Here is a 24,757-nt window from a genome sequence, read left to right as displayed (position 1 = left end):
CGTCTCGTCGCCACGGCCTACCGGGAGTCCTCGACCGCCGCCTCGAAGACGGCGAAGGCGGCCGCGTCGAAGAGGACGAACCGCACCTCCTGCACCTCGGTCCGGGCCGCCCGCACCGTCTCCACCGCGATCCGCGCCCCGTCGTCCATGGGCCAGCCGTAGATGCCGGTGGAGATGGCCGGGAAGGCGACCGTACGGGCCCCCAGCTCGTCGGCGACCCGCAGCGACTCGCGGTAGCAGGAGGCCAGCAGCTCCGACCGGTCCTCCTCCCGCGACCAGACCGGGCCCACCGTGTGGATGACGTGCCCGGCGGCGAGCCGGCCGGCCGTGGTGGCCACGGCCCGGCCGGTGGGCAGGCCCTTGCCGTAGTGCGAGCGCCGCAGGTCCTCGCAGGCCGCGAGGATCTCCGGCCCACCTCGGCGGTGGATGGCGCCGTCCACCCCGCCGCCGCCGAGGAGCGAGGAGTTGGCCGCGTTGACGATCGCGTCGGCCTTCTCGGCGGTGATGTCGCCGAGCACCAGGGAAATGCGGACCATCGGGAGCTCCTTTCGCGAGCGGCACTGCGCCCGGGACGCGGGTGCGGCGTCGAACCGCCGTCAGGCGTCGTTGCGCAGGTGGCGCCAGACGGCCTTGGCGGCGTTGTGGCCGGACATGCCGTGCACCCCGGGGCCCGGCGGGGTCGCCGAGGAGCAGAGGAAGACCGCCGGGTGGGCCGTCGTGTACGGGGAGAGGGTGATCTTCGGGCGCAGCAGCAGCTGGAGGCCCGAGGCGGCGCCGCAGGCGATGTCCCCGCCGATGTAGTTGGGGTTGCGGGCGGCGAGCTGGGGCGGGCCGGCCGTGGCGCGGGCCAGGACCAGGTCGCGGAAACCGGGGGCGAAGCGCTCCAGCTGCCTCTCGACGGCCTCGGTGAGATCGCCGTCCCAGCCGGCGGGGACGTGCCCGTACGCCCAGAAGACGTGCTTGCCCTCGGGGGCCCGGCCGGGGTCGACCAGGCTGGGCTGCGCCGTGATGAGGAAGGGGTTGCGGGGGGCCCGGCCGCCCGAGGCCAGCTGGAGGGCGGCGTCGATGTCACGGGTGCGCGGGCCGATCTGGACGGTGCCGGCGCGGCGCGGCTCCTCGGCGGTCCACGGGACCGGGCCGTCCAGCGCGTAGTCGATCTTGAAGACGGAGGCGCCGTACCGGTAGCCGTCGTAGGCGCGCCCCAGCCGGGCGATCCGGGCCAGCGCGGTCGGCGAGGTGTCGAAGACGTACGCCCGGGCCGGCGGGAGGTCGTCGAGCCGCTTGACCTCGAAACCGGTGTGGATCGTCCCGCCGAGGTCGCGCAGGTACGCGGCGAGCGCGTCGGAGACGGACTGCGAGCCTCCGCGCGCCATCGGCCAGCCGTTCGCGTGCGCGGCCAGCGCGAAGACCAGGCCGACGGCTCCGGTGCCGATCCCGCCGAGCGGAGCGATGACGTGGGCCACGAGCCCCGCGAACAGGGCCCTGGCCCGCTCGTCCCGGAAGCGGCGCAGGAGCCAGGTGGACGGCGGCAGCCCGGCGAGCCCGAAACGGGCGAGGGTGACGGGATCGCGCGGCAGCGCGGTGCTCGGCAGGGACATGAAGTCCCGGGCCAGGGTGTCCCACTTGCCGAGGAACGGGCCGACCAGACGACGGTAGGCCCCCGCGTCCCGCGGCCCGAACGACGCCGCCGTCTCCGCGACCGAGCGGGACAGGACGGCGGCCGTGCCGTCGTCGAAGGGGTGCGCCATCGGCAGCGGCGCGTGCAGCCACTCCAGCCCGTACCTCTTCAGCGGCATCGTGGCGAAGACCGGGGAGCCGGCTCCCAGCGGATGCACCGCCGAGCACGGGTCGTGCCGGAAGCCGGGGAGGGTGAGCTCCTCGGTCCGGGCGCCGCCGCCCACCGTGTCGGCGGCTTCGAAAACGGCCACCGAGAAGCCGCGCCGGGCCAGTTCGACGGCTGCGGTCAGCCCGTTGGGCCCCGCCCCCACCACGACCACATCGAAAATCGACGGCACTTGCGACTCCTTCGTCTCCGGCGGCCCTGCGCCTCCAGGATATTGCGCCCCGCGCCACGGGCCGGACACCCCTATGACCGGCCGGGATGCCGTCCGGTCCGCGGGGACACCGCCTAAGCCCCCCGGAGGAGCTCCCGGATGCGTACGGCGGTGGCCTCGTCGCGTCCGACGGCGAACGGCAGCGCGTTGTCGCGGTCCACCCGGAAGGGGACCCCGTCGACCGTGCTCTGCGCCCCGCCGGCCTCGGCGACCAGCAGCAGTCCGGCCGCGTGGTCCCAGGCCGAGGGCCAGGTGAAGGCCAGGCCGTCCATCTCGCCGCGGGCCACCTTCAGGTACTCCAGGCCCGCCGAACCGCACGGCCTGGCCGCCACCCCGGGCACGTCCAGCCGGGCCAGCGTCCGCTTGTTCTCGTCGGAGGTGTACAGCGGGTGCGCGATGGCGACCCGCAGCTCGGCGCCGGCCTCCGGCGAACCGCTGTGGATCCGCTCGCCGTTGACGTACGCGCCCTGCCCGCGCACGGCGGTCGCCAGCTCCTCCAGCGCCGGGGCGAAGGTCCAGGAGGCGAGGATCTCCCCGCGCACGGCCAGCGCCACCAGCGTGCAGAAGGCCGGGTCACCGTTCACGAACTGGCGGGTGCCGTCCACGGGGTCGACGATCCACACCGGCGCGTCCGCGCGCAGCGCCTCGTACACCGTGGGATCGGCGTGCACGGCCTCCTCGCCGACCACGGCCGAACCGGGCAGCAGCCGCGTCAGGGAGGCCGTGAGGTGCTCCTCGGCCCGGCGGTCGGCGACGGTCACCAGGTCGTGGGGGCCGCTCTTCTCGTCGACCTCGTGCTCGGCGAGCTGCCTGAATCTCGGCATGATCTCGATCGCCGCCGCCTTGCGGACGGCCTCTTCCACATCGGACAGGCCATGGGCCAGGAACTCATCGATCATGCCCCCCAGCAAAGCACGACCGGCCGACAAACCCCACCGCCATTCCCGGACGTCCGCCTGGCCACCGGGTGGCCGCCGGGTGAACCGCCCCGGGCCGGACCCCTCCGGGATTCAGCCGGCGAGCGGGAACATCGACGCCCGCCGGCCCTCGGGCGAGGCCAGCCACTCCAGCCTCTCGGCCGTGCCCGTGCCCGGCAGCGGGGTGTGGAGCACGATCGCCAGGTCGGGGCGGGCCGGCACGCGCAGCTGCGTCGACTCCACGTACAGCGCGCCGGCGACCGGATGGTCCATCTGCTTCTCCATCTGGCCGCCGGGCCGGACGTCACCGCGGTCCCACAGCTCGGCGAACTCCGGGCTGAGCTCCCGCGCCTCCTCGATCACGGCCCGGAAGCCCTCGTCGTGGGGGTTCTCGGAGCAGGCCGCCCGGTACTGGGCCACCACCACGCAGGCGATCCGCTCCCAGTGCGCCGCGCGGGACCGGTAGATGGGGTCGGTGAAGAAGGCGATCAGGCAGTTCTGCACGATCTCCGGACGCATCCCGAACACCAGCGCGGCCGCGTCGTTGTACGCCACGGTGTTCCAGTACACGTCCATGATGTGCGCGGGGAACGGCATCCAGGCGTCGATCAGCCGCTTCAGGCCGTCGCACATGCCCCGGTCGTCCGGGGCGACCTCCAGGGCCGGCGGGTTGAGCCCGGCGAGCACGTACAGGTGCCGGCGCTCGGCGCTGGTCAGCTTCAGCACCCGGCCCACCGAGTCCAGGACCTGCGAGGACACCGTGATGTCGCGGCCCTGTTCCAGCCACTGGTACCAGGAGACCCCGACCCCGGCGAGCACGGCCACCTCTTCGCGGCGCAGGCCCGGGGTACGCCGACGGGCCCCGCCGTCCGGCAGGCCGGCCTCGGTCGGGGTGATCCGCGCGCGCCTGTTCATCAGGAACTCGCGCAGTTCCGTCCGACGGTGCGCATCGGTCGCTGTGGCCACAAAGTCCCCCTGTTCGGCTGCCTGGTGGTGCCGCCAACAGGATAAGTTCCCACTCTGCACGGACATTCCCGGGCCACGAAGGTGGTGGCCATGGCGATCGACACACACCCCACGACCACCGGGCCCCGCCCGGCGACCCCCGACGACACCCGGCTCTCCGGACGGGCGCGGCTGGTCCTCTTCGTCCTCTGCGCCGCCCAGTTCATGGTGGCGCTCGACTTCTCCGTACTGAACGTGGCCCTGCCGGTGCTCGGCGAGGACCTGGGCCTCGACCGGTCCGCCCTCCAGTGGGCGGTCACCGCGTTCGCGCTGCCCTCCGGCGGCTTCCTCCTCCTGTTCGGCCGGATCGCCGACCTGTACGGCCGCAAGAAGCTGTTCCTCACCGGCCTCGCGCTCTTCGGCGCGGCCTCGGTGCTCGCGACCCTCGCCTGGGACCCGGCGTCCTTCCTGACCGGGCGCGCGCTGCAGGGGCTGGGCGCGGCGGTGATCGTGCCCACCGGCATGTCCCTGCTGACCACGACCTTCCCCGAGGGCCCGCTGCGCGACAAGGCGCTGGGCATCTCCGGCACCCTGCTCTCCCTCGGTTTCACCGTCGGCATGGTACTCGGCGGCGTCATGACCGACACCCTGGGCTGGCGCTCCACGATGGGCCTGCTCGCGGTCGCCTCGGTGGTCGTCCTCGTCCTCGCCCCGGGCCTGCTGCCGGAATCGCGCACCGCCGAGCGGCCGCGCCTGGACGTGCCCGGCGCCGTCACCGTCACCGGCGGACTGCTCGCGCTGATCTACGCCCTGACGACGGCGGCCCAGCGCGGCTTCGGCGAGCCGGACGTCTGGGGCACGCTGGTGGCCGGACTCGCCCTGCTCGCCGCGTTCGTGGCGGTGGAGTCGAAGTCCCCGGCCCCGCTGGTCTCGCTGCCGATGCTGAAGCGGCGCACGATCGCTTGGGGCAACATCGGCGGTCTGGTGACGTTCTCGATGATGTCGACGGCCGTCTTCGTGCTGACCCTCTACCTCCAGGAGACCCTGGAGCTGTCGTCCTTCCGTACGGGTCTGGTCTTCGGCGTCCAGGGCATCGCCTCCGTCCTGGCCGGTTCGTACGCCTCGAAGGTGATCGGCCGCTTCGGTGCCCGCCGCACCCTGGTCGGCTCGCTGCTCGGCCAGGGCCTGCTGGGCGTCGTACTGCTCGGCGTGGGCACGGGGTCGGGCGCCCTGCTGGCGACCGCGGCCGTCTCGCTGGCCAGCATGTGCCACCTCGGCGCGATCGTCTCGTACGGAGTGGTGGTGACGAGCGGCGTGCCCGACGAGGAGCAGGGCCTGGCGACCGGCCTGGTCACCACCACCCAGCAGGTCGGCATCACCATCGGCATCCCGCTGCTCGGGGTGCTGGCCACCACCGGGGCCTCGCTCTTCGACGGGGTGCGCACGGTCCTCGCGGTCGACGCGGCGATCGTGATCGCGGCGGCCCTCCTGGTGGCCCTCGGCCTCGGTCTTGGCCGCCGCAAGGCCTAGGTCCTGTCCGGGCGATCTTCGTGGATCAGGCCGCGTCTCCCCCAGCTACCGCTGGGAGGTGCCCCCAGGCGCGGTGCATCGCAAGGCGGAGGAGCGCAGCTCGTACTTGGCCGTACTCGCGCGCTCCGACAACGCGGCGAGGTGCCGTGCCTGGGGGCACCTCCCAGCGGTAGCTGGGGGAACGTCGCGGGCCCGCGAAGATCGCCCGGACAGGGCCTAGGTCCTGTCGAAGCCGGGGGGACGGCCGCCTCGGCGTGGCCGGGGGCCGTGCACGGTCAGATCGTGACCGGGCCGTTGGCGGTGGCGAACTCGACCGAGACCAGGCCCGGTTCCTCGTCCTCGACCCAGGTGACGTCGATCTGGTCGAGGGGGTGGTCGGCCGGTTCGCCGAGGAATTCGGCGATGGAGGCGGCGTCGCCGGCGATGGAGACCCCGTGGATGGTGCTGGAGGTGCGCGGGTCGGCGCTCGGGCGCTCCTCGGTGGGGACCAACCACTGGAGGAAGTAGGGCAGTTGCGGGTCCTCCAGCAGTTCCAAGAGGCCGATCTGCTTCCACCTCAGGTCGAACCCGTCGGGGCGGACACGGTGGCCCTCGGCCGAGGTGCGGCCGAGGCGGGCCTCGACCGGGGCGATGTCGTCGACGGAGACCACCCAACCGAGCCAGCCGCCGCCCTCGGCGGCGCGGCGCGCGACCGCCTGGCCGAAGGGTGCGCGGTCGGCGGCGGGGTGGTCGAGCGTGGTGACGACCTCGACGTAGGTGCCGCCGCTCAGCGGGAGGATGAAGTTGCGGGTGCCGAACCGCGGGTGCACGCCCCCGTCGACGAACCCGGCGCCGAGGGCCGAACCGATCCACTGGACGGTCGAGACGAAGCTGTCGCGGGCCACCGCATAGGACACGTGATCAAGTCTCACTGCGGCATCATCACCCGACGACCCGTACAAATCCCGACGCCACGCACGCGGCCCGGCCGCGTCCGCCGTGGATTCAGCCGTGGAGCGGATCGATCATCGTCGGTCCCGGCGGGGAAAGCCTGGTCGAAGCCGGGCAGCAGCGCTGCCGCCACAGGATTTCGATCCGGGCCGCGGCCGCCACCCGGCCCGATGCCCTCGGGCTGGGTGGACGACCGTCGGGGAGACCGGTCCGCTTCAGCGGTCCATGGCCGGGATGACGTACTGGCCGTACGCGTCGATCGTGGCCTCGCGCGCGTCGTGCATGTCGTACACGGCGAACTGGTCGACGCCGAGGTCGCGCAGGACCCGGAGCTTCTCGATGTGGGCCTCGGCCGGGCCCAGGAGGCAGAAGCGGTCGACGATCTCGTCGGGGACGAAGTCCGCGGACGGGTTCCCGGCGCGGCCGTGGTGGCTGTAGTCGTAGCCCTGACGGGCCTTGATGTACTCGGTGAGCTCGTCGGGGACCATCGAGGAGTGCTCGCCGTAACGGGTGACGAGGTCGGCGACGTGGTTGCCGACCATTCCGCCGAACCAGCGGCACTGGTCGCGGGCGTGCGCGAGGTCCTCGCTCACGTACGCGGGGGCCGCCACGCAGATGGTGATCTCCGCCGGATCACGGCCGGCCTCGGCGGCGGCCTCGCGGACCGACTTGACCATCCACTCGGTGAGGTACGGGTCGGCGAGCTGGAGGATGAACCCGTCCGCCTTCTGCCCGGCCAGGGCGAGGGCCTTCGGCCCGTACGCCGCCATCCACACCGGCAGCCGGCCCTCTCGGACCCACGGCAGCCGGACCGGGTTGCCGTCGACCAGCGCCTCGCGGCCCTCGGCGAGGTCCCGGATGACGTCGATGGCCTCGCCGAGCCGGGCCAGGGTGTTGGGTTTGCGCCCGGCGACCCGCATCGCCGAGTCGCCGCGGCCGATCCCGCAGACGGTGCGGTTGCCGAACATGTCGTTGAGGGTGGCGAAGGTGGAGGCCGTGACCTCCCAGGTGCGGGTGCCCGGGTTGGTGACCATGGGGCCCACGTGCAGCTTGCGGGTGTGTTCCAGGATCTGGCTGTAGATGACGAACGGCTCCTGCCACAGCACCGCGGAGTCGAAGGTCCAGCCGTAGCGGAAGCCGTTGCGCTCGGCGCGGCGCATGAGGCTGATGACCTGCGAGGCGGGCGGGTCGGTTTGCAGGACGAGGCCGAAGTCCATGAGGCGGCTCCTTGACGCTTACAGGTACTGGCAGGTGGAGCGGGGGATGAAGGCCCCGTGACCCGCCCGGCCGGTGAATTCGCGCTGGTCGATGACGAGTTCGCCGCGCGACAGCACCGTGTCGACGCGTCCGGTGATCCGCTTGCCCTCGTACGCCGAGTAGTCCACGTTCATGTGGTGCGTCTCGGCGGAGATGACCTGCTCGGCGTGCGGATCGTAAAGGACGATGTCGGCGTCGGAGCCCGGCGCGATGGTGCCCTTCTGTGGGTAGAGGCCGAACATCCGGGCCGGGGTCGCGCAGGCGATCTCGATCCAGCGGCGGCGGCTGATGTGCCCGTCCAGGACGGCCTGGTGGAGGAGGTCCATGCGGTTCTCCACGCCGGGCAGTCCATTGGGGATCTTGGAGAAGTCCCCGCGGCCGAGCTCCTTCTGGCCACGGAAGCAGAAGGGGCAGTGGTCGGTGGAGACCACCTGGAGGTCGTTGGTCCGCAGCCCCCGCCACAGCGCCGCCTGGTGCTCGCGGGGACGCAGCGGAGTGGAGCAGACGTACTTGGCGCCCTGGAAATCGGGCTCTTCGAGGTTGTCGGTGGACAGGAACAGGTACTGCGGGCAGGTCTCCCCGAAGACGGGCAGGCCCTTGTCACGGGCGGCGGCCAGCTCGGCCACCGCCTCCTCCGCCGAGACGTGGACCACGTACAGCGGCGCGCCGGCGACCCGCGCGAGCTGGATCGCGCGGTGGGTGGCCTCGGCTTCGAGGAGCACCTTGCGGACCTCGCCGTGGTGGCGGGGGTCGGTCTCCCCGCGCGCCAGGGCCTGTTCGACGAGGACGTCGATCGCGATGCCGTTCTCGGCGTGCATCATGATCAGCCCGCCGTTGGAGGCACCCCGCTGCATGGCGCGCAGGATCTGCCCGTCGTCGCTGTAGAAGACGCCCGGGTAGGCCATGAACAGCTTGAACGAGGTGACGCCCTCCCCGACGAGGAGGTCCATCTCCTTCAGGGTGCCCTCGTTGACGTCCGAGAGGATCATGTGGAAGGCGTAGTCGACGGCGCAGTTGCCGTCGGCCTTGGCGTACCAGGTGTCGAGTCCCTCGCGCAGGGAGTGGCCCACGCTCTGCACGGCGAAGTCGACGATGGTGGTGGTGCCGCCCCAGGCGGCGGCCCGGGTTCCGGTCTCGAAGGTGTCCGAGGCGGAGGTGCCGCCGAAGGGGAGTTCCATGTGGGTGTGGGCGTCGACCCCGCCCGGGATCACGTACTTCCCGCTCGCGTCGATCGTACGGTCGGCCGTCCACGCCTCGGCGGCCGCGGAGCCGTGTGCGGCGAGGGCCGCCACGCGGCCGTCCTCGATCAGGACGTCCGCGTGCACTTCGTCGGCGGCGGTGATGACGAGGCCGCCGCGGACCAGGGTGCGGATGCTCATGGGAGTCCCCCTACTCGATGCTGCGCAAGGCCTGTTCGAGGATCTCGGCGCCCTCTTCCGCCTCGGCGACGGTGAGGGACAGGGGCGGCGCGATGCGCAGCACGCTGGTGTTGTACCCGCCGCCCTTGCCGAGCAGCAGGCCGCGTTCGCGGGCCGCCTCCAGGACGGCGGAGGCGGCGTCCGGGTCGGCCTCGTCGGTGCCCGGCTTCGTCAGCTCCAGCCCGGCCATCAGGCCCCGGCCGCGGACCTCCCGTACGGCGGGTGCGTGCGCGGCGACGGCGCGGAGCCGGTCCAGCAGCAGGCCGCCGACGCGGCGGGCGTTGCCCTGCAGGTCGTGCTCCAGCAGGTACGCGAGGTTGGCGACGCCGGCGGCCATGGTGACCGGGGAACCGCCGAAGGTGGAGATGGAGTTGGAGTCGATGCAGTTCATCACCTCGGCGCGGGCGACCACGCCGCCGATGGACATGCCGTTGCCGATGCCCTTGGCGAAGGTGAGGATGTCGGGCGGGCCGTTCTGGGCGTGCGCCTGCCAGCCCCAGAAGTGCTCGCCGGTACGGCCCCAGCCGGTCTGCACCTCGTCGCTGATCCACAGGATGCCGTGGCGGTCCAGGACCTCGCGGAAGGCCCCGTACAGGCCGTCGGGCGGGGAGGTGAAACCGCCGACGCCCTGGATCGGTTCGGCGATGAGGGCGGCCACTCCCCCGCGGGCCTGGCCGAGCACGTCCTCCAGGTCGGCGACGGCCGCGGCGGTGAAGTCGGCGTCGGAGAGGTGGGCGAAGGGGCCGCGGCTGCGGACGGCGCCGTGCACGTAGTACGTCTGCAGCGGCGAGAGGCTGGTCGGGGACCAGCCGCGGTTGCCGGTGATGGAGACGGTGGAGAAGGACCGGCCGTGGTAGCTGTTGCGCATCGCCAGGATCTGGTTGGAGCGGCGGTACGTCGTCGCGAGCAGCAGGGCGGTGTCGTTGGCCTCGGTGCCGGAGGTGGTGAAGAAGACCCGGGCGTCCGGGATGCCGGACAGGGCGGCGACCCGCTCGGCCAGCTCGATCATCGGCCGGTTCAGGTACAGGGTGGAGGAGTGGATGATCCGCCCGGCCTGTTCGGAGACGGCCTTGGTGACCTCGGGCAGGGCGTGGGCGGTCATCGTGGTGAGGATGCCGCCGAAGAAGTCGAGGTAGCGGTTGCCGTCGGCGTCCCAGACGTGGCGGCCTTCGCCGTGGGTGAGCTCGATGGGGTGCTTGTAGTAGAGCGCGAGCCAGTCGGGCAGCACGGTGCGGTGGCGGCTGTGGAGCGGGGTGGGGTCGGTCACGGTTGTACGAGCCCTCCGTAGGCGTCGGGGCGGCGGTCCCGGTAGAAGGCCCATTGGTCGCGGACCTCCTTGATCAGGTCGAAGTCCAGGTCGCGGACGAGGAGTTCCTCCTCCTTGTCGCTGGCGACCTCGCCGACGAACCGGCCGCGCGGGTCGACGAAGTAGCTGGTGCCGTAGAAGTCGTTGTCGCCGTACTCCTCCTGGCCGACGCGGTTGATCGCGGCGATGAAGTACTCGTTGGCGACGGCGGAGGCGGGCTGCTCCAGCTGCCACAGGTAGGAGGACAGGCCCCGGTGGGTGGCGGAGGGGTTGTAGACCAGCTGGGCCCCGGCCAGGCCCAGGGCGCGCCAGCCCTCGGGGAAGTGGCGGTCGTAGCAGATGTAGACGCCGACCTTCCCGACGGCGGTGTCGAAGACGGGCCAGCCGAGGTTGCCCGGGCGGAAGTAGTACTTCTCCCAGAAGCCCTTGACCTGGGGGATGTGGTGCTTGCGGTACTTGCCCAGGTAGCTGCCGTCGGCGTCGATGACGGCGGCGGTGTTGTAGTAGAAGCCCTCGTTCTCCAGCTCGAAGACCGGGACGACGATGACCATGCCGGTCTCGCGGGCGAGCTCCTGCATGCGGCGGACGGTGGGACCGTCGGGGACGGCCTCGGCCCAGCGGTAGTGCTCGGGCTCCTGGACCTGGCAGAAGTAGGGGGCGTTGAACACCTCCTGGAAGCCGATGATCTTTGCCCCCTGGGCGGCGGCCCGGCGGGCGTGCTCCTCGTGTTTGGCGATCATCGATTCGGTGTCTCCGGTCCAGGTGGCCTGGACCAGCGCGGCGCGGACGACTTGGGCCATGAGCTGCTCCTCGCGACGGGAACGCCGAGTTCTACGCACGTAGATGATGTCCGTAGGGAGTAGAACGTAGGCCCCGTCACAGCGTGGGGCAAGACCGCCGTGCGCTGTTGGAGTAGTCGATCACGTTACGTCGCCCCGCGGTCGATTACGGTCAGCAGACGGGCGGGTTAGGGGGAGCTTGTCGGACCGCCGGTTGGCTGCGCCGCTCGGCCCGGGCACGGCTCCGCTCCCGGGGCTCCGCCCCGACCCCCGCCGGGCTCCGCCCGGACCCGCTCCTCAAACGCCGGAGGGGCTGAATTTGGTGCGGCCGAAGCGGGCCGGTTGGGGCGGGGTCGGGTGTGTGTCGGGGTGATCCCCGCAGGGCGCCGAACGCAAGGTGCCCAGTCCCTCCGACCCCCCGACACGTTCGGCGTCCGAGGAGACACCCCGGCGCGCGCCCGGCCCCGCCCCAACCGGCCCCCACCCCTGCCGAACCGCCGGAGGCAACCGGCCTCAGCCCGCCCCGATGCCCGCCACCCGTAAGGCGTGGACGAGGTCGCGGTGGCGGGAGCCGGGGAGGGCGCGGGCCGCCTGGAGCAGGCGCGGGGCGAACCATTGCGGGTCGCGGCGGGCCAGCCCGGCCGCCTCCTCGGCGGTGCGGACCCGGACGAACGCGCCGAGCAGGGCGTCGGCCTCGCGGATGCGGCCGGCGCCGCCGAGGGCGAGCGCGGCGTCCGCGACCTCGGCGGCGGGGCGGGCCACGCCCTGGCGCAGCAGGGCGTCGCAGTCGGCCTCCCGGCCGGCGTCGCCGAGGGCCGCGGCGGCGGCCGCGAGCTGCGCGGGCGGGAGCGAGCCCGCCTCCCACAGCAGGGTGGCCCAGTCGGCCGCGAGCCCGGCGCGGGCCAGCTCGGCGGCCAGCCCGGGCAGCCGCTCGGCGGACCCGGCCGCGGTCTCGCACAACAGCGCGTGCGCCTCCCCGCTGCGGCCCTGTGCGCGCAGCGCGAGCAGTTCGGTGGCGACGGCCCGCGCGCTCCCGGTCCCGGTGGCCGCCGCGGCCTCGGCGCGGGGCGCGGGTTCGCCGCCCGCTGCCGCGGCCGTCTCGCGGGGCGGCGTCACGGGCTCCGGCCGCGGGCGGCCGAACCGGGCGCCGCGCGGGGCGGGCCGGCCGTGCTCCTCCCCCGGGCCGCCCGACCCCGGGCCGCCCGACCCCGGGCCGCCCGCGTCGGCCGGCTGCCCGGGCGGCGGGGTGAAGGCCGGCACCTCGGGCGCCGCCGACCCGGCGTACCGGGCGCCCCCGGCCCGCCGCCCCCCGCGCAGCCACCGCCCCTCGGCCCGCCCCACGGCCCCGTGCCCGCCCGGCGCGTCGGCCCCGCCGGACGCCTCGCGCGCCTGCCCGTCCGGCGGCCCGGGCCGCTCGGCCGGCGCTTGTGGCCGTTCGGCCGCCTGGCGGGGCCGCCGGGGCGGAGCTCCGGTCCACTCCTCCGATGCCTCGGACCAGGCGGCCGGGTGGTGGGGCTGTTCTGGGGGCACGGGCCGTTGGCGGGGGACGCCGGGCAGGGGGGAGGCGGGTTCCGGGCGGGCGGGCCGCAGGGCGGTCAGCCGGGCGGCCAGGTCCTCGTGGCGGGCCGCGGCGCGGGCCACGTCGTCCTGGGTCCAGGAGAGTTCGCGGGTCAGGGCGTCCGTCTCCGCCGGGTCGGCGCAGACGGAGAGCCGCGCCGTCAGGTTCCGCAGGGCCGTCTCCGAGTCGGAGCGCTGGGCGGCGGCCGCCGCGAGCAGGGTCCGCAGCTCCTGCTCGCCGCCCGGCAGCCGGTCCCACACGGTGACGGCCGCCGTCCGCAGCTGCGCCGCGTATACGGTCTCCCGCGCCGCGGACTCCGCGCCCCTCGCCCCCGCCAGGTCCCTCAGCAGCGACTCCACCACGTCCCAGGGCGGCATCGCGGCCCCCTCCAGACAGGCCCGCATGCCCTCCGGATCCCGGCGCAGGAACTCCCCGTACCAGCCTGCCCCGGGATCCAGCCTCTGGGTCAACCCCCGCAAATATCCGGAGAGTTGACTGATCGCCAGTGAAGTCGCGGTCTCCATGACCGCATTGGATCCCATCCGTGTTACGGGCGGGCTACGGGAGTCTCAAAGCTTGACGGCGATCGCGGTGTGCGGCCGCTTCCCGCGCCGCGCCAGGGTGGCGGGCACGTCCACCAACCAGTACTGCCAGGTGTACTTGCGCGACATCAGCTTCCGCACCCGCCGCAGTCCCGTCTCGTCGAGCAGCCGGGCCTCGCCCTCGTGCACGGGCGCCCCCTCCCGGACGCGCCCGCGCACGTCGCACGCGGTGACGGTGACCCGCCCGTTGTTGCGGATGCGCTTGACCTTCCACGTTTCGGTACGCGTCCACACGTACAGCTCGCCCCCGTCGGCCACCGCCCAGACCGGCGTGGCCACGGGCGTGCCGTCCTTGCGGAAGGTGGTGAGACTGATGTAGCGCGCTCTGCCGAGTTCCTCGAGATCCATGACGCGACCCTAGCCCCGAGGGCCCCCCGGCGGGGGCGGGGGCGTCCATCCGTTGGCTGCGGCAGGGCCGCGGGCCGTCTTGGAGGGCGCGCGGCCCTCCTCGTCGGCGCGTGCCGGGCCGTCGGGGACGGCGCACGCCGCGAGCAGCAGGCCGCCCGCGAGGAGCGCGCCGAGGATTCCGAAACCGAGTCGCTGGGATGCGTTCGTGGCTGACACGCCTTCACGCTTGCCCCGCGCCCCGGCGCTCCCACCGCCGATTGGGCCGTTCGGCCCGCCGGCCCGCCCGGACGGACCGGTCAGGCATCAGGCGTCAGGCGTCAGGCGTCAGGCGTCAGGCGTCAGGCGTCAGGCGTCAGGCGTCAGGCGTCAGGCGTCAGGCGTCAGGCGTCAGGCAGGAACGATGGCGCAGCGCGTCAGCAGGTCGTCCAGCGAGAGCCCGAGCGCCCCGGCGAGCGCGGCGACCGTGAAGAAGGCGGGAGTGGGCGCCCGGCCGGTCTCGATCTTGCGGAGGGTCTCGGCGGAGAGCCCCGCGCCGGCCGCGACCTCGACCATGCTGCGGCCGCCGCGCGCCTCGCGCAACAGGGCGCCGAGCCGCTCGCCGCGCTCGCGCTCTTCGGGGGTGAGGGGGGTACGGACCATGCCGTCATCCTACCCCCGGACGCCAATAACTATCCCGTGATACTTATACCGGTATAGTTATTGGCATGGTGAAACTGAAGACGGACCGAGAGATCGACGAGATGCGCGCCGCGGGCCGGGTGGTCGGCCGCGCCCTGGCCGCCGTACGGGAGGCGGCGCGCGTCGGGATGACGCTGCTGGACCTGGACGGGGTGGCCCGCGGGGTGCTGAGCGAGGAGGGCGCGACCTCGCCCTTCCTGGGCTACCGGCCGCGGTTCGCGCCGGTGCCCTTCCCCGGCGTGGTGTGCGCCTCGGTCAACGACGCGATCGTGCACGGCATCCCCGACGGGTACCGGCTGCGCGACGGCGACCTGGTCAGCATCGACTGCGGGGCGAAACTCCGCGGCTGGGTCGGGGACGCGGCGGTGAGCTTCACCGTCGGCCGGGCCCGCCCGGCCGACCTGCGGCTGATCGAGACCTCCGAGGCGGCCCTCGCGGCCGGGATCGCCGCCGCCGTGCCCGGCAACAGGATCGGGGACATCGCCCACGCCGTCGGCACGGTCTGCCGCGCCGCCGGGTACGGCGTCCCGGACGGCTTCGGCGGCCACGGCATCGGCCGCGCCATGCACGAGGACCCGGGCGTGCCCAACGAGGGCCCGCCGGGACGCGGCATGAAGCTGCGCCCCGGCATGGTCCTCGCCATCGAGCCGATGCTGATCGCGGGCGGTACGGACGACTACCGGTGCGACGGGGACGGCTGGACCCTGCGCACCGTCGACGGCAGCCGCGCCGCGCACTCGGAGCACACGGTCGCGATCACCACCGAGGGCCCGAGGATCCTCACCACCGTCTGAGGGCTACGGCCTGCCGTGCGGGTGGACCACCATGGCCGAGCCGCCGCCGCGGCGGCTGGTCTCGGCCGCCGCCAGCCAGCGGCCGTCGGGCAGGCGCTGGACACCGGTGGCGGCGCCGATCTCCGGGTTCTGGCGGAACCCCTGGCCGAGTGCCTCCAGCGAGGCGCGGAGCGGGCTGTTCCACAGGCCCGGCTCCAGCTCGGTGGTGGCCTGGTTGCGCTGGCTGGCGCGCGGCGCGGCGATCGCGTCGACCAGCGGCAGGCCCCGGTCCAGGTGGCCGATGAGGGTCTGCAGGACGGTGGTGATGATGGTGGCGCCGCCCGGCGAGCCCACGGCGAGCACCGGCCGGCCGTCCTCCAGCACGATCGTCGGGGACATGGAGGAGCGCGGCCGCTTCCCCGGGCCGGGCAGGTTCGGGTCCGGGACCCCGGGCGCGGCCGGGGCGAAGGAGAAGTCGGTGAGCTCGTTGTTCAGCAGGAAGCCGCGGCCCGGCACGGTGATCGCGCTGCCGCCGGTGGACTCGATGGTCAGGGTGTAGGACACCACGTTGCCCCAGCGGTCGGCGACCGTCAGGTGGGTGGTGTTCTCCCCCTCGTACGTGGTCGGGGCGGCCTGCCCGGTGGTGGCGCACGGCACCGGGCTGCGCGGGTCACCGGGGGCGAGCGGGCTGGTCAGCGTACGGTCCGGCCTGATCAGGCAGGCGCGCGAGTCGGCGAAGCGCTGCGAGAGGAGCTCGCGCGTCGGCACCTTCACGGCGGCCGGGTCGCCGACCCAGCGGCCCCGGTCGGCGAAGGAGATCCGCGAGGCCTCGATGAACCGGTGCAGGTACTGCGTCTCGGAGAGCTTCGACAGGTCGGTGCGTTCCAGGATGTTGAGGGCCTCGCCGACGGTGGTGCCGCCGGAGGAGGAGGGCGCCATGCCGTAGACGTCCAGGCCGCGGTATCCCACCCGGGTCGGTTCCTGCCGCTTGGTGGCGTACGCACGCAGGTCGCGGGTGGTCAGGTCGCCGGAGCGGACGATCCGCGTCGCCGCCGGGTCCACCGGGGGCTTGCGGACTGCTCGGACGATCTCGTCGGCGATCGGGCCGCGGTAGAGCGCGCCCGAGCCCTTGCGGGCCAGTTCGGCGTAGGTGTCGGCCAGGTCCGGGTTCTTGAAGGTGGAACCGACCACCGGCAGGGCGCCGCCGGGCAGGAAGAGCTTCGAGGTGTCCGGGAAGTCCCTGAAGCGGGCCTCGTTGAGCTCGGTCTGGGCCCGGAAGGTGCTGTCCACCGTGAAGCCGTCGCGGGCCAGTTTCTCGGCGGGCCGCAGGAGTTGGCGCAGCGGGCGGGTGCCCCACGCGTCGAGGGCGCTCGTCCAGGTGGCGGGGGTGCCGGGGACGCCGACGCCCAGGCCGCTGGTCTGGCCCTCGGCGAAGGGGATGGGGACGCCGTTCTCCTGGAAGAGGGTGTCGGTGGCCGAGGCCGGCGCGGTCTCGCGGCCGTCGATGGTGTGCACGCGGCGGGACTCGGCGTCGTAGTAGACGAGGTAGCCGCCTCCGCCGATGCCCGCCGAGTAGGGCTCGGTGACCCCGAGCGCGGCGGCGGTGGCGACGGCGGCGTCCACGGCGTTGCCGCCGGAGCGCAGGACGTCGATGCCCACCGCCGAGGCGTCCGCGTCGACACTGGCGACGGCCCCGCCGTAGCCCGCGGCGACCGGGACCTTCGCCGGCGGGGCCGGGGACCCGGCGGCGGACGGCGGCGCGGCGCCGGTCGAGACGAGTGCGGCGACGACGGCCAGCAGCGGTAACGTGCGGGCGACGGGACGGTGCATCCGGACCTCCAGTGGCAGCGTGGCGCCGAGCCTAGCGCCGAGCCCCCCGCCCCGTCAGGGCGCCTTGCGGCGCGCCCCGTCGGCCCGTGCCCGGTCACGGCCGGCGATCTTCCGCACCGGGTGTCCCGGTGCCGCGGTCACGGCGCTAGCATCCCGCGCATGAACGACGACGTGCGCAACATCCTGCTCGGGGTGATAGCCACCGCCCTCAGCGGCGGGCTCGGCTGGTTCGCCCGCACCTACCTCTGGCGGCGCGCGCTCCGCCGCAAGCAGGCCTTCTTCGGCCTGCCGACCGGCTCCGACTGTCTGTTCGTGGTCAACCGGCAGATGGGCGGCACCGATTCGTCCCTGCACCGCAACGACGCCTTCGCGCTGCTGGAGATCTCCTCCCTGATCAAGGACTGCGGGGCGACCGTCCAGATCGTCACCCAGGACGGGGCCCGCCAGGGCTTCGGCGAACGCGCCGAGTTCTGCGTGGGCGGGCCGGCGTCCAACGCGCGGACGACCGCGCACCTGGCCTCCATGCTGCCGGGGGTGCGGACCGACGTCGGGCTCGCGTCGGGGCATCCGGACCGCGGGGCCATCCGGGTCGGCGGGGAGGCGTACCGCTGGGTGAAGGGCGAGGTCGAGCACGTCCTGCTGGCGCGGCTGACGACGGAGCAGGGCACCCGGCCGGTGTTCCTGCTGTCGGGGCAGACCGCCATCAGCAACCAGGCCGCGGCCCGCTACCTGGCCAGGCACCACGAGCGGCTGTCCCGCAAGTACGGCAACGGGTCGTTCTGCCTCATGCTGAAGGTGATCAACTCCGATGCCTACGGGCCCGACGTCACGGAGCTGCTCGCGGACGTCACCGGGCCGGCCCGGACACCCGAACCGGAAGCCGTGTGATCCCGTTGATGAAGTTCGACACCAACCGCCTGGGCTGACCGGCGAGTTCCGGCACGGGCATGGCCGCGCACCACTCCTCGTAGAGGACGCGCAGCTGGAGCCGGGCGAAGTGGGCGCCGAGGCAGACGTGCGGGCCGTCCCCGAAGGAGACGTGCGGATTGGGCGTCCGGCCGAGGTCCAGGCGGCCGGGGTCGGTGAAGACCCGCTCGTCGTGGTTGGCGGAGGCGTGGAAGACCACCACCTTGTCCCCGGCCCGGACCGGCCGGCCGCCCAGTTCGGTGTCGACGGCGGCGGTGCGGCGGAAGCTGAGCACCGGCGGGTGGACGCGCAGGAGTTCGTCGACGGCCCGGTCCATGGGGACCCGTCCGCCGGCGAGCCGCCGGTAGGCGTCCGGGGCGAGGGCGAGGGCGAGCAGGCCGCCGGGGGCGGCGCTGCGCACGGTGTCGTTGCCGGCGACGGTCAGCAGGAAGAAGAACATCTCCAGTTCGGCCGGGTCGAGTCCGGCCTCGGCCAGGGCGGTCATCACGTCGTCGCCGGGGTGCGCGCGCTTGTGGGCGGCCAGTTCGCGGGCGTACGCGAACATCTCGCCGAGCAGCGCCGGGGAGCGCGGGTTGAGGGGTTTGCCGTCCGGGCCGGACACGGGCCGCGGGGCGTCCTCGGGGTCCTGGTAGCCGATGATCCGTACGGTCCACTCCAACAGCAGGGCGCGGTCGGCGGCCGGGACGCCCAGCAGGTCGGTGAGGTTCAGCAGCGCGTATTCGTCGGTGACGGTGCGCACGAGGTCGGCGGCGCCGTCCTCGGCGCCCTCCCGCGCGGCGGCCAGCAGGGCGCGGGCGCGTTCGCGTACCCGGGCGGCGAAGGCGTCGACGCGGGCCGGGGTGAAGGCGCGGGAGACGAGCCGGCGCAGTCCGCCGTGCTCCGGCGGGTCCTGGTTGAGCATGGTGCGCCGCAGGAACGGCAGGTCGGCCGGGTCGGGGTCGCGGATCTGGGTGGCGCCGATCCGGGAGGAGTACGTCCGGTGGTCGCGCAGGACGCGGACGACGTCGGCGTGCCGGGTGACGGCCCAGAACCCGGGGCCCGCCGGCCAGCCCTGGATCTCCGGCTCCGGCTGCCAGGCCACCGGATGGTGCTCGCGCAGAAGCCGGTAGCCGGCGTGCGGGATGCCCTCGGCGTAGATGCGGGGGTCGAAGACGTCAGGGACGTCCGCGGCGTGATCCATGGGGCCACCGTGACGGGTGCACGGCCCTGCCCGCAAGGGGTGCGGCCGGCCGACGCGGCCGGCCGCACACCTCACTGTGGCGTGCAGTCGGCGGCCGGGAGGGTGGTGTCGGTGCCGTGCAGGACGACCTGGGCGACGACGTCCCGCACGGCGGAGGTGCCGACGGTGCACACCAGCTGGTTGCGGGCCAGGTCCGACAGGCTGCCCACGGCGAACGGCACGTGGACCGTCAGCCCCTTCTCCGGCGTGTACGCGCTCACGGTCACCGCCTCCTCCTGCCCGTCGGGCACCTGGGGCAGCGCCGTGGTGAGGCCGGCCTCCCGGGCCGGCGGGGTGGGGCCGTGCAGCAGCAGCCGCACGAGCGGCACGGGCGCGAGGGTGTACTCGGGGTTGATCGCGAACGGGACCGGGACGAGCCGGTCGCCCTCTTTGGAGATGAAGTAGAGGACGGCGGCGTTGGTGCCGTTGGGGACCTTGACGGTGGCGGCGTGGCCGCTCTCGATCACCCCGGTGCGTTTGATCCCGCACCCGGTGAGCAACAGGGCGCAGCCCGTCAGCGCGGCCGTGGCCGCCGTCGCCCGGGCTCTCGTCTTGCGGCCTCTCGTGCGCGGGCTCATCCGCGGGCCTCCAGCGGCATGTCGAGGGTGAAGAGCGCTCCCCCGGTGGGTCCGTTGCCCGCCCGGAGGGTGCCGCCGTGCAGGCGGACGTTCTCCAGGGTGATGGCGAGTCCGAGGCCGCTGCCCGCGGAACGGGTCCGGGCCGCGTCGGCCTTGAAGAAGCGGTCGAAGATGTGCGGCAGCACCTCGGGGGCGATGCCGGGACCGCTGTCGGCGACGTCGATGAGCAGCCGTTCGCCGTCCGCGCCCGGTGCGGTCCGTACGGTGATGCGTACGGGGGCTTCGCCGTGCCGCAGGGCGTTGCCCACGAGGTTGGCGAGGACCACGTCGAAGCGGCGGGGGTCGAGCCGGGCGCGCACCCGGTCCGGCAGCCGGGTGACGACGCGCTCGTCGTCCCAGTGGCGTCGTTCGAGGGTCTTGCGCACGGCTTCGGCGATGTCGACGTCGTCGAGGTTGAGCTCGGCGGCGCGGGCGTCGAAGCGGGAGATCTCCATCAGGTCCTCGACGAGGACGGCGAGTTTGCCGGTCTCGGCGCTGACCAGGCGCAGGGCCTTGGCGGTGTCGGGGTCGAGGCGCGAGGCGTCCTCGTCGAGGACCTCGGTCACGGCGAGCATTCCGGCGAGCGGGGTGCGCAGTTCGTGGGAGACGTCGGAGGCGAAGCGGCGGGCGCGGGTCTCCGCGTCCTGCAGTTCGCGCACCGACTGCTCCAGGGCGCGGGCGGTCTCGTTGAAGGTGCGGGCGAGTCCGGCGAGTTCGTCGGCGCCCCGGACCTCGATGCGGGTGTCGAGGCGGCCGCGGCCGAGGTGCTGGGCGGCCCGGCGCATGTCGCGGACCGGCCGCAGCACGCTGCGGGCGGCCAGGAGTGCGGGGACGATGGCGATGGCGAGCCCCGGGACGGCGCCCTGCTGGGCGGCCTCGACCATGGCTTCGACGGTCTGCTTCTCGGTGGAGAGCGGGACGCTGGCGTAGAAGACGGCCCCGGTGGATTCGGTGTAGCCGTTGTGCTCGAAGAGGGCGGGGACGCCGATGGTGAGCCACGGGTTGCCGCGCTGGTCCTCGGCGCGCTGGAAGGCGGCGTACCGGTTGTTGCGGACCTTCTCGCGCAGGCTGTCGGTGATGACGGTGGAGGTGGGCGTGCCCGGGTTGGTGGAGACGCGCAGCCCGCCGTATTCGCCGAAGATGATCCACGGGTGGGGTTTGCCGCGTTTGCCGAGCTCGGTGACGATGCGCTGGAGCTCCGGCTGGGTCAGGGGGAGGCGGATCTCCTGCTGCTCGACCTGGTCCCGCAGGGTGTTGACCGCGGTGTCCTGGGTCTGCTTGAGGATGGCGTTGCGCGCCTGCTGGTAGGTCAGGGCGGCGGTGGTCACCGCGCTGATCGCGGCGACCAGCAGGAAGGCCGCTATCAGCCGGGTGCGCAGCCCGAGCGGTGCTATGCGTCGCACCGCGGCCTACAGGGGACCGAAGCGGTAGCCGAAGCCGCGCACGGTCTGTATGTAGCGGGGGCTCCCGGCGGGGTCCTCGATCTTGTGGCGCAGGCGGCGGACGCAGGCGTCCACGAGCCGGGAGTCGGCGTGGTAGCTGTGGTCCCAGACGTACTCGAGGAGCTGCTGGCGGGAGAAGACCTGCTCGGGCGAGGCCGACAGGTGCAGCAGGAGCTTGATCTCGCTGGGGGCGAGGGCGACGCGCTCGCCGTTCTTGGCGACGGTCAGCCCGGCGCGGTCGATGGCGAGTTCGCCGTGGACCGCGATCTCGTTGCGGGTTCCCACGGGGTCGCTGAGCCGGCGCAGTACCGCCTTGATGCGGGCTTCGATGACCTCGGTGCGGGCGGGTTTCACGATGTAGTCGTCGGCGCCGGCCTCCAGGCCGATGACCACGTCGAAGTCGTCGCCGCGCGCGGTGAGCATGATGATCGGCACCTCGCTGTTCTCGCGAATGCGGTGGCAGACCTGCACCCCGTTCATGCCGGGCAGCATCAGGTCGAGGAGGACGAGTTCCGGGCGGAAGCCCGCCATCAGGGCGAGCCCCTCCTCGCCGGTCTCGGCGGAGCTCACTTCGTGGCCGCGGCGGCGCAGGCCGAGGCCCACCCCCTCCCGGATGGACGGGTCGTCCTCGATCAGCAGTACACGTGGCATCCGGTCAGTATGCCAAGTCGTTGTGTTGCGCTTCCTCCCGCTATCGGCCGACCTTCCGCCGCAGGGAGTCCAGCAGGTCGGTGATCTCCGTCAGGCGCAACGGCCGGGCGAGGACGACGACGACGAGAGCGAGGGCCGCGGTTCCCGCACCGACCGCCGCGAAATCGCCGAGGCCTTCGGCGGCCCGGGCGGCGGCGTACGCGGCGGCGGCCGCCGGGACGCAGGCGGCCAGCATCCGCAGGTGGGTCCGTACTGCCGTGGCGCGCCGCTCGGTACGGGTGCCCGCGCGCGGGCCGAGCCGCCGGGAGAGGGTGTACGCGGTGACGGCGGCGCCCGCGAGGAAGGCGAGGGAGGAGGCCGCGGCCATGCCGGTGACCGCCCAGCGCGGGGACAGCAGGAAGTACGCGGCGGCGGACAGCCCGGCGTTCAGCGAGGCGATGACCAGGTTCAGGAAGAAGGGGGTGCGGGTGTCGGAGAGGGCGTAGAAGCCGCGCGAGAGCACGTACTGCGCGGAGAAGGCGACCAGGCCGGGGGCGAAGGCCGTGAGCATGCCCGCCATGACCTCGATGCCGGCGGCGTCGGTGCGGCCGTACTCGAAGACGCTGCCCATCACCCAGGGGGCGAGGGCGGCGAAGAGCGCGGCGGCGGGGACGACGAGGGCGGCGCTGGAGCGCAGCGCGTAGGAGATGTCCGCGCGCAGGGTGGCGAGTTCACCGTTGGAGGCGGCCGAGCTCATCCGGGGCATCAGGGCGGTCACGAGGGAGACGGTGATGATGCCCTGCGGGACGATCCACAGCTGGTAGGCGTTGCTGTAGGCGGCGTACCCGGCGCCCGGGAGGCCGGCCAGGTCGGCCTCGACGCCGGCGGTGGTGGAGAGCCGGGTGACGACCCAGTAGGCGATCTGGTTGGTGAGGACGAGCATGACCAGCCAGCCCGCGTTGCGCAGGGGGCGGCCGAGGCCGCTGCCGCGCCAGTCGAAGCGGGGGCGCCAGCGGAAGCGGGCGGCGCGCAGCGAGGGGACCAGGGCGAGGGCCTGGACGACGATGCCCGCGGTGGTGCCGAGGCCCAGCAGGCGGGTCTCGCCGGCGGTCAGGCCGTCCGCGGCGTCGTGGGAGACGTACAGGAACAGCCCGAAGACGGCGATGATCACGAAGTTGTTGAGGACCGGGGTCCACATCATCGCGCCGAACCGGCCGCGGGCGTTCAGCACCTGGCCGAGCAGGGTGAAGAGCCCGTAGAAGAGGATTTGCGGCAGGCAGTAGCGGGCGAGCGCGACGGTGGTGCTCTCCTGGGCCCCGCTGTAGTCGGTGTACGTCGAGATGATCAGCGGGGCGGCGAGGACGGCCACGGCGGTGAGCGCGACGAGCGCCGCCGTGCACGCGGTCAGCAGGCGGTCGGTGTAGGCGGCGCCGCCGTCGGCGTGCTCCTTGGCGGCCCGGACCAGCTCGGGCACGAACACCGCGTTGAGCGCGCCGCCGACGAGCAGCATGTAGATGATGTTCGGGACCGTGTTGGCCACCGCGTAGCCGTCGCCGAGCAGTCCGGTACCCAGCGCCGCGACGACGACGGCGGAGCGGACGAAGCCGGTGGCGCGGGAGACGACCGAACCGGCCGCCATGAGCGCGCCGCTGCGCAGCACCGAGGTCTTGCCCGCGGCCGGGCCGCCGTCGGTCGCGGCGGCGGTATGCCGGGCGTCGGTCGCCGTCACCGGCGGGCCAGGTAGGCCTGGAACGCCTTGTAGAGCGCCGCGTTGGCCACTCCGTCCATCGGGGTCTCCCATTCGCCGAGCGTTTCGACGACCTGCCCGCCGGTGCCGAGCTTCCAGCGCAGCAGCCCGAAAGAACGTTCGTCGGGGTCAAGAGTGGAGGGTACCCCGCGCATGTCGTACTCCTCCGCGCCGAGGGCGTGGGCGTCGCACATCATGCGCCACTGCAGGGCGTTGCTGGGACGCACCTCACGCCGGTGGTCGGCGGAGGCGCCGGTCTGGTACCAGACCCGCTTCCCGGCGACGATCATCGTGTGGGCGGCGAGGATCTCGCCCCGGTGGATGCCCAGGTAGAGGCGCATGCGGCCGGGCTGCTCCGCGTTCAGGACCTGGTACTGCTGCTCGTAGTACGCGAGGGAGCGGCCGAGCCGGAAGCCGTCGCGCTCCTCGGTGATGCGCAACAGCCGGTAGAACTCGGGCAGGTCGGCGGAGGTGCCGAGGACGGTCTCCACGCCGGCCTTCCCGGCCTTGCGCACGTTGCGGCGCCACTCCTGGTTCAGGCCCGACCACAGGTCGTCCAGGGAGCGGCCGGCCAGCGGCACGCGGAAGACGTGGCGGGGCTGGGCGTCGCCGTCGTCCTCACCGCCGCAGCGCTTCCAGCCGCGGGTGCGCAGCCGGTCGGCGAGGGCGGCGCCCACCGGGTCGACCTCGGTGGCGAGCACGTCGGATATCTGCCGGCCGGTCCCGGTCCCGGACTTGGCGGTGGCCGCGTCCCAGCGGCGGTAGGCGGGGGTGGGGCCGATGCGGACGGCGAAGGCGCCGGCGGAACGCATGTGGCGCATGAGGGGCTTCAGCCAGCGGTCGATGCGCGGGTCGGACCAGTCCGCGACGGGGCCCTCGGGAAGGTAGGCGAAGTATTTCCGGGTGCCGGGGAATTGGCGGTAGAGAACGAGTCCGGCGCCTTCTATTTCGCCGCCGGGGTAGTGCCATCCGACCTTTTCCGACCGCCAAAGGTCCTTTACCGCGGCCCAGGACGGGTACTGGAGGAAGCTGGCCCGTCCGTGCCGGGAAAGGAACGCCTGGTATTCGAGGTCGGACAGGGTGCGCACCGTCAGCTCCCGGTCCTGGTCGTGATGCTGCTGGGCGGGGGTCACGAGCAGTGCACACATGGCTGTTCGGCCTTCCTGTACGTCCGCGGCGGGCGGCGGGGATCGGGATGCACAGGACTCTCACAGCCGGCCATGACCGGACGGCGCGGCGATTGTGACCGG

At 73.4% G+C, this 24,757-nt stretch carries 23 protein-coding genes; 3 read left to right on the top strand and 20 right to left on the bottom strand.

Going from position 1 to position 24,757, the window contains the following annotated elements:
• Positions 1–17 precede the first annotated feature (17 nt).
• From AB0D29_RS05435 to AB0D29_RS05420, 4 genes are all read right to left on the bottom strand, one after another.
• The gene (locus AB0D29_RS05435; RefSeq protein ID WP_362852262.1) at positions 18–536 is read right to left on the bottom strand and encodes an O-acetyl-ADP-ribose deacetylase; all 519 of its coding nucleotides are present in this window, start codon (positions 534–536) and stop codon (positions 18–20) included.
• A gap of 60 nt (positions 537–596) precedes the next feature.
• Positions 597–2,015: an NAD(P)/FAD-dependent oxidoreductase gene (locus AB0D29_RS05430; RefSeq protein WP_362852261.1), complete on the bottom strand. Its 1,419-nt coding sequence runs from the start codon at positions 2,013–2,015 to the stop codon at positions 597–599.
• A gap of 113 nt (positions 2,016–2,128) precedes the next feature.
• Positions 2,129–2,953: an inositol monophosphatase family protein gene (locus AB0D29_RS05425; protein ID WP_362852260.1), complete on the bottom strand. Its 825-nt coding sequence runs from the start codon at positions 2,951–2,953 to the stop codon at positions 2,129–2,131.
• Between the two features lie 111 nt (positions 2,954–3,064).
• Positions 3,065–3,886 (bottom strand): helix-turn-helix transcriptional regulator, encoded by an 822-nt coding sequence (locus tag AB0D29_RS05420; RefSeq protein ID WP_362852511.1) that lies wholly within the window; start codon positions 3,884–3,886, stop codon positions 3,065–3,067.
• Positions 3,887–4,027: 141 nt separating this feature from the next.
• Here AB0D29_RS05420 and AB0D29_RS05415 point away from each other — a divergent pair, with 141 nt between their 5' ends.
• Positions 4,028–5,446, top strand: coding sequence for an MFS transporter (locus AB0D29_RS05415; RefSeq protein WP_362852259.1), 1,419 nt, complete (start codon positions 4,028–4,030; stop codon positions 5,444–5,446).
• A gap of 275 nt (positions 5,447–5,721) precedes the next feature.
• Here AB0D29_RS05415 and AB0D29_RS05410 read toward each other — a convergent pair whose 3' ends face one another.
• The 9 genes from AB0D29_RS05410 to AB0D29_RS05370 all read right to left on the bottom strand — a co-directional run bounded on the left by AB0D29_RS05410 (position 5,722) and on the right by AB0D29_RS05370 (position 14,283).
• Complete coding sequence (locus tag AB0D29_RS05410; RefSeq protein WP_362852258.1) at positions 5,722–6,342, bottom strand: VOC family protein; 621 nt, start codon at positions 6,340–6,342, stop codon at positions 5,722–5,724.
• Between the two features lie 249 nt (positions 6,343–6,591).
• On the bottom strand, positions 6,592–7,593 hold the full coding sequence (locus tag AB0D29_RS05405) for a TIGR03842 family LLM class F420-dependent oxidoreductase (RefSeq protein WP_362852257.1): 1,002 nt from the start codon (positions 7,591–7,593) through the stop codon (positions 6,592–6,594).
• Positions 7,594–7,611: 18 nt separating this feature from the next.
• Positions 7,612–9,012 (bottom strand): dihydropyrimidinase, encoded by a 1,401-nt coding sequence (gene hydA, locus AB0D29_RS05400; protein WP_362852256.1) that lies wholly within the window; start codon positions 9,010–9,012, stop codon positions 7,612–7,614.
• Between the two features lie 10 nt (positions 9,013–9,022).
• Complete coding sequence (locus AB0D29_RS05395; RefSeq protein WP_351292612.1) at positions 9,023–10,318, bottom strand: aspartate aminotransferase family protein; 1,296 nt, start codon at positions 10,316–10,318, stop codon at positions 9,023–9,025.
• Positions 10,315–11,157, bottom strand: coding sequence for a nitrilase-related carbon-nitrogen hydrolase (locus AB0D29_RS05390; RefSeq protein WP_362852255.1), 843 nt, complete (start codon positions 11,155–11,157; stop codon positions 10,315–10,317). The genes AB0D29_RS05395 and AB0D29_RS05390 overlap by 4 nt, the downstream gene beginning before the upstream one ends.
• Positions 11,158–11,649: 492 nt before the next feature.
• The gene (locus tag AB0D29_RS05385; protein WP_362852254.1) at positions 11,650–13,164 is read right to left on the bottom strand and encodes a hypothetical protein; all 1,515 of its coding nucleotides are present in this window, start codon (positions 13,162–13,164) and stop codon (positions 11,650–11,652) included.
• 99 nt (positions 13,165–13,263) lie between these two features.
• The gene (locus AB0D29_RS05380; protein ID WP_351292618.1) at positions 13,264–13,644 is read right to left on the bottom strand and encodes a PPOX class F420-dependent oxidoreductase; all 381 of its coding nucleotides are present in this window, start codon (positions 13,642–13,644) and stop codon (positions 13,264–13,266) included.
• A 9-nt stretch (positions 13,645–13,653) separates the two neighbouring features.
• On the bottom strand, positions 13,654–13,860 hold the full coding sequence (locus AB0D29_RS05375; protein ID WP_362852253.1) for a hypothetical protein: 207 nt from the start codon (positions 13,858–13,860) through the stop codon (positions 13,654–13,656).
• Between the two features lie 171 nt (positions 13,861–14,031).
• A complete protein-coding gene (locus tag AB0D29_RS05370) occupies positions 14,032–14,283 on the bottom strand; it encodes a helix-turn-helix transcriptional regulator (RefSeq protein WP_362852252.1) in 252 nt (83 codons plus the stop codon).
• Positions 14,284–14,348: 65 nt separating this feature from the next.
• Between AB0D29_RS05370 and map the strand changes: the two genes are divergently transcribed.
• Complete coding sequence (gene map, locus AB0D29_RS05365; protein ID WP_362852251.1) at positions 14,349–15,116, top strand: type I methionyl aminopeptidase; 768 nt, start codon at positions 14,349–14,351, stop codon at positions 15,114–15,116.
• Between the two features lie 3 nt (positions 15,117–15,119).
• Here the strand turns inward: map and ggt are convergent, their stop codons facing one another.
• On the bottom strand, positions 15,120–16,925 hold the full coding sequence (gene ggt / locus AB0D29_RS05360; protein ID WP_362852250.1) for a gamma-glutamyltransferase: 1,806 nt from the start codon (positions 16,923–16,925) through the stop codon (positions 15,120–15,122).
• A 159-nt stretch (positions 16,926–17,084) separates the two neighbouring features.
• On the opposite strand from ggt, the gene AB0D29_RS05355 reads away from it, so the two are divergent.
• Positions 17,085–17,813, top strand: coding sequence for a hypothetical protein (locus tag AB0D29_RS05355; protein ID WP_362852249.1), 729 nt, complete (start codon positions 17,085–17,087; stop codon positions 17,811–17,813).
• Here AB0D29_RS05355 and AB0D29_RS05350 read toward each other — a convergent pair.
• The 6 genes from AB0D29_RS05350 to AB0D29_RS05325 form a co-directional block, all read right to left on the bottom strand.
• Positions 17,773–19,032, bottom strand: coding sequence for a cytochrome P450 (locus tag AB0D29_RS05350; protein WP_362852248.1), 1,260 nt, complete (start codon positions 19,030–19,032; stop codon positions 17,773–17,775). The genes AB0D29_RS05355 and AB0D29_RS05350 overlap by 41 nt on opposite strands.
• A 71-nt stretch (positions 19,033–19,103) precedes the next feature.
• Positions 19,104–19,649 (bottom strand): hypothetical protein, encoded by a 546-nt coding sequence (locus AB0D29_RS05345; RefSeq protein ID WP_362852247.1) that lies wholly within the window; start codon positions 19,647–19,649, stop codon positions 19,104–19,106.
• On the bottom strand, positions 19,646–21,091 hold the full coding sequence (locus AB0D29_RS05340; protein WP_362852246.1) for an ATP-binding protein: 1,446 nt from the start codon (positions 21,089–21,091) through the stop codon (positions 19,646–19,648). Before AB0D29_RS05340 ends, AB0D29_RS05345 begins: the two co-directional genes overlap by 4 nt.
• Before the next feature lie 6 nt (positions 21,092–21,097).
• Positions 21,098–21,781 (bottom strand): response regulator transcription factor, encoded by a 684-nt coding sequence (locus AB0D29_RS05335; protein ID WP_362852245.1) that lies wholly within the window; start codon positions 21,779–21,781, stop codon positions 21,098–21,100.
• A 40-nt stretch (positions 21,782–21,821) separates the two neighbouring features.
• The gene (gene murJ / locus AB0D29_RS05330) at positions 21,822–23,561 is read right to left on the bottom strand and encodes a murein biosynthesis integral membrane protein MurJ (RefSeq protein ID WP_362852244.1); all 1,740 of its coding nucleotides are present in this window, start codon (positions 23,559–23,561) and stop codon (positions 21,822–21,824) included.
• A complete protein-coding gene (locus AB0D29_RS05325; RefSeq protein ID WP_362852243.1) occupies positions 23,486–24,655 on the bottom strand; it encodes a peptidoglycan bridge formation glycyltransferase FemA/FemB family protein in 1,170 nt (389 codons plus the stop codon). The genes murJ and AB0D29_RS05325 overlap by 76 nt, the downstream gene beginning before the upstream one ends.
• Positions 24,656–24,757: the final 102 nt, after the last annotated feature.

This window comes from Streptomyces sp. NPDC048424, assembly GCF_040651555.1.
Taxonomy (GTDB): Bacteria; Actinomycetota; Actinomycetes; order Streptomycetales; family Streptomycetaceae; genus Streptomyces.
The sequence above is the reverse complement of the archived record's forward strand: the minus strand, read 5'-3'. Positions and strand labels throughout refer to the sequence as shown.

Excerpts from the sequence above, each read along its gene's own strand:
- AB0D29_RS05390 (WP_362852255.1), bottom strand. The coding sequence starts at position 11,157 with ATGGCCCAAGTCGTCCGCGCCGCGCTGGTCCAGGCCACCTGGACCGGA.
- AB0D29_RS05325 (WP_362852243.1), bottom strand. The coding sequence starts at position 24,655 with ATGTGTGCACTGCTCGTGACCCCCGCCCAGCAGCATCACGACCAGGAC.
- AB0D29_RS05425 (WP_362852260.1), bottom strand. The coding sequence starts at position 2,953 with ATGATCGATGAGTTCCTGGCCCATGGCCTGTCCGATGTGGAAGAGGCC.
- AB0D29_RS05350 (WP_362852248.1), bottom strand. The coding sequence starts at position 19,032 with ATGGATCACGCCGCGGACGTCCCTGACGTCTTCGACCCCCGCATCTAC.
- murJ (WP_362852244.1), bottom strand. The coding sequence starts at position 23,561 with ATGGGAGACCCCGATGGACGGAGTGGCCAACGCGGCGCTCTACAAGGC.
- ggt (WP_362852250.1), bottom strand. The coding sequence starts at position 16,925 with ATGCACCGTCCCGTCGCCCGCACGTTACCGCTGCTGGCCGTCGTCGCC.
- map (WP_362852251.1), top strand. The coding sequence starts at position 14,349 with ATGGTGAAACTGAAGACGGACCGAGAGATCGACGAGATGCGCGCCGCG.
- AB0D29_RS05435 (WP_362852262.1), bottom strand. The coding sequence starts at position 536 with ATGGTCCGCATTTCCCTGGTGCTCGGCGACATCACCGCCGAGAAGGCC.
- AB0D29_RS05370 (WP_362852252.1), bottom strand. The coding sequence starts at position 14,283 with ATGGTCCGTACCCCCCTCACCCCCGAAGAGCGCGAGCGCGGCGAGCGG.
- AB0D29_RS05380 (WP_351292618.1), bottom strand. The coding sequence starts at position 13,644 with ATGGATCTCGAGGAACTCGGCAGAGCGCGCTACATCAGTCTCACCACC.
- AB0D29_RS05335 (WP_362852245.1), bottom strand. The coding sequence starts at position 21,781 with ATGCCACGTGTACTGCTGATCGAGGACGACCCGTCCATCCGGGAGGGG.
- AB0D29_RS05420 (WP_362852511.1), bottom strand. The coding sequence starts at position 3,886 with ATGAACAGGCGCGCGCGGATCACCCCGACCGAGGCCGGCCTGCCGGAC.
- AB0D29_RS05415 (WP_362852259.1), top strand. The coding sequence starts at position 4,028 with ATGGCGATCGACACACACCCCACGACCACCGGGCCCCGCCCGGCGACC.
- hydA (WP_362852256.1), bottom strand. The coding sequence starts at position 9,012 with ATGAGCATCCGCACCCTGGTCCGCGGCGGCCTCGTCATCACCGCCGCC.
- AB0D29_RS05345 (WP_362852247.1), bottom strand. The coding sequence starts at position 19,649 with ATGAGCCCGCGCACGAGAGGCCGCAAGACGAGAGCCCGGGCGACGGCG.
- AB0D29_RS05405 (WP_362852257.1), bottom strand. The coding sequence starts at position 7,593 with ATGGACTTCGGCCTCGTCCTGCAAACCGACCCGCCCGCCTCGCAGGTC.
- AB0D29_RS05355 (WP_362852249.1), top strand. The coding sequence starts at position 17,085 with ATGAACGACGACGTGCGCAACATCCTGCTCGGGGTGATAGCCACCGCC.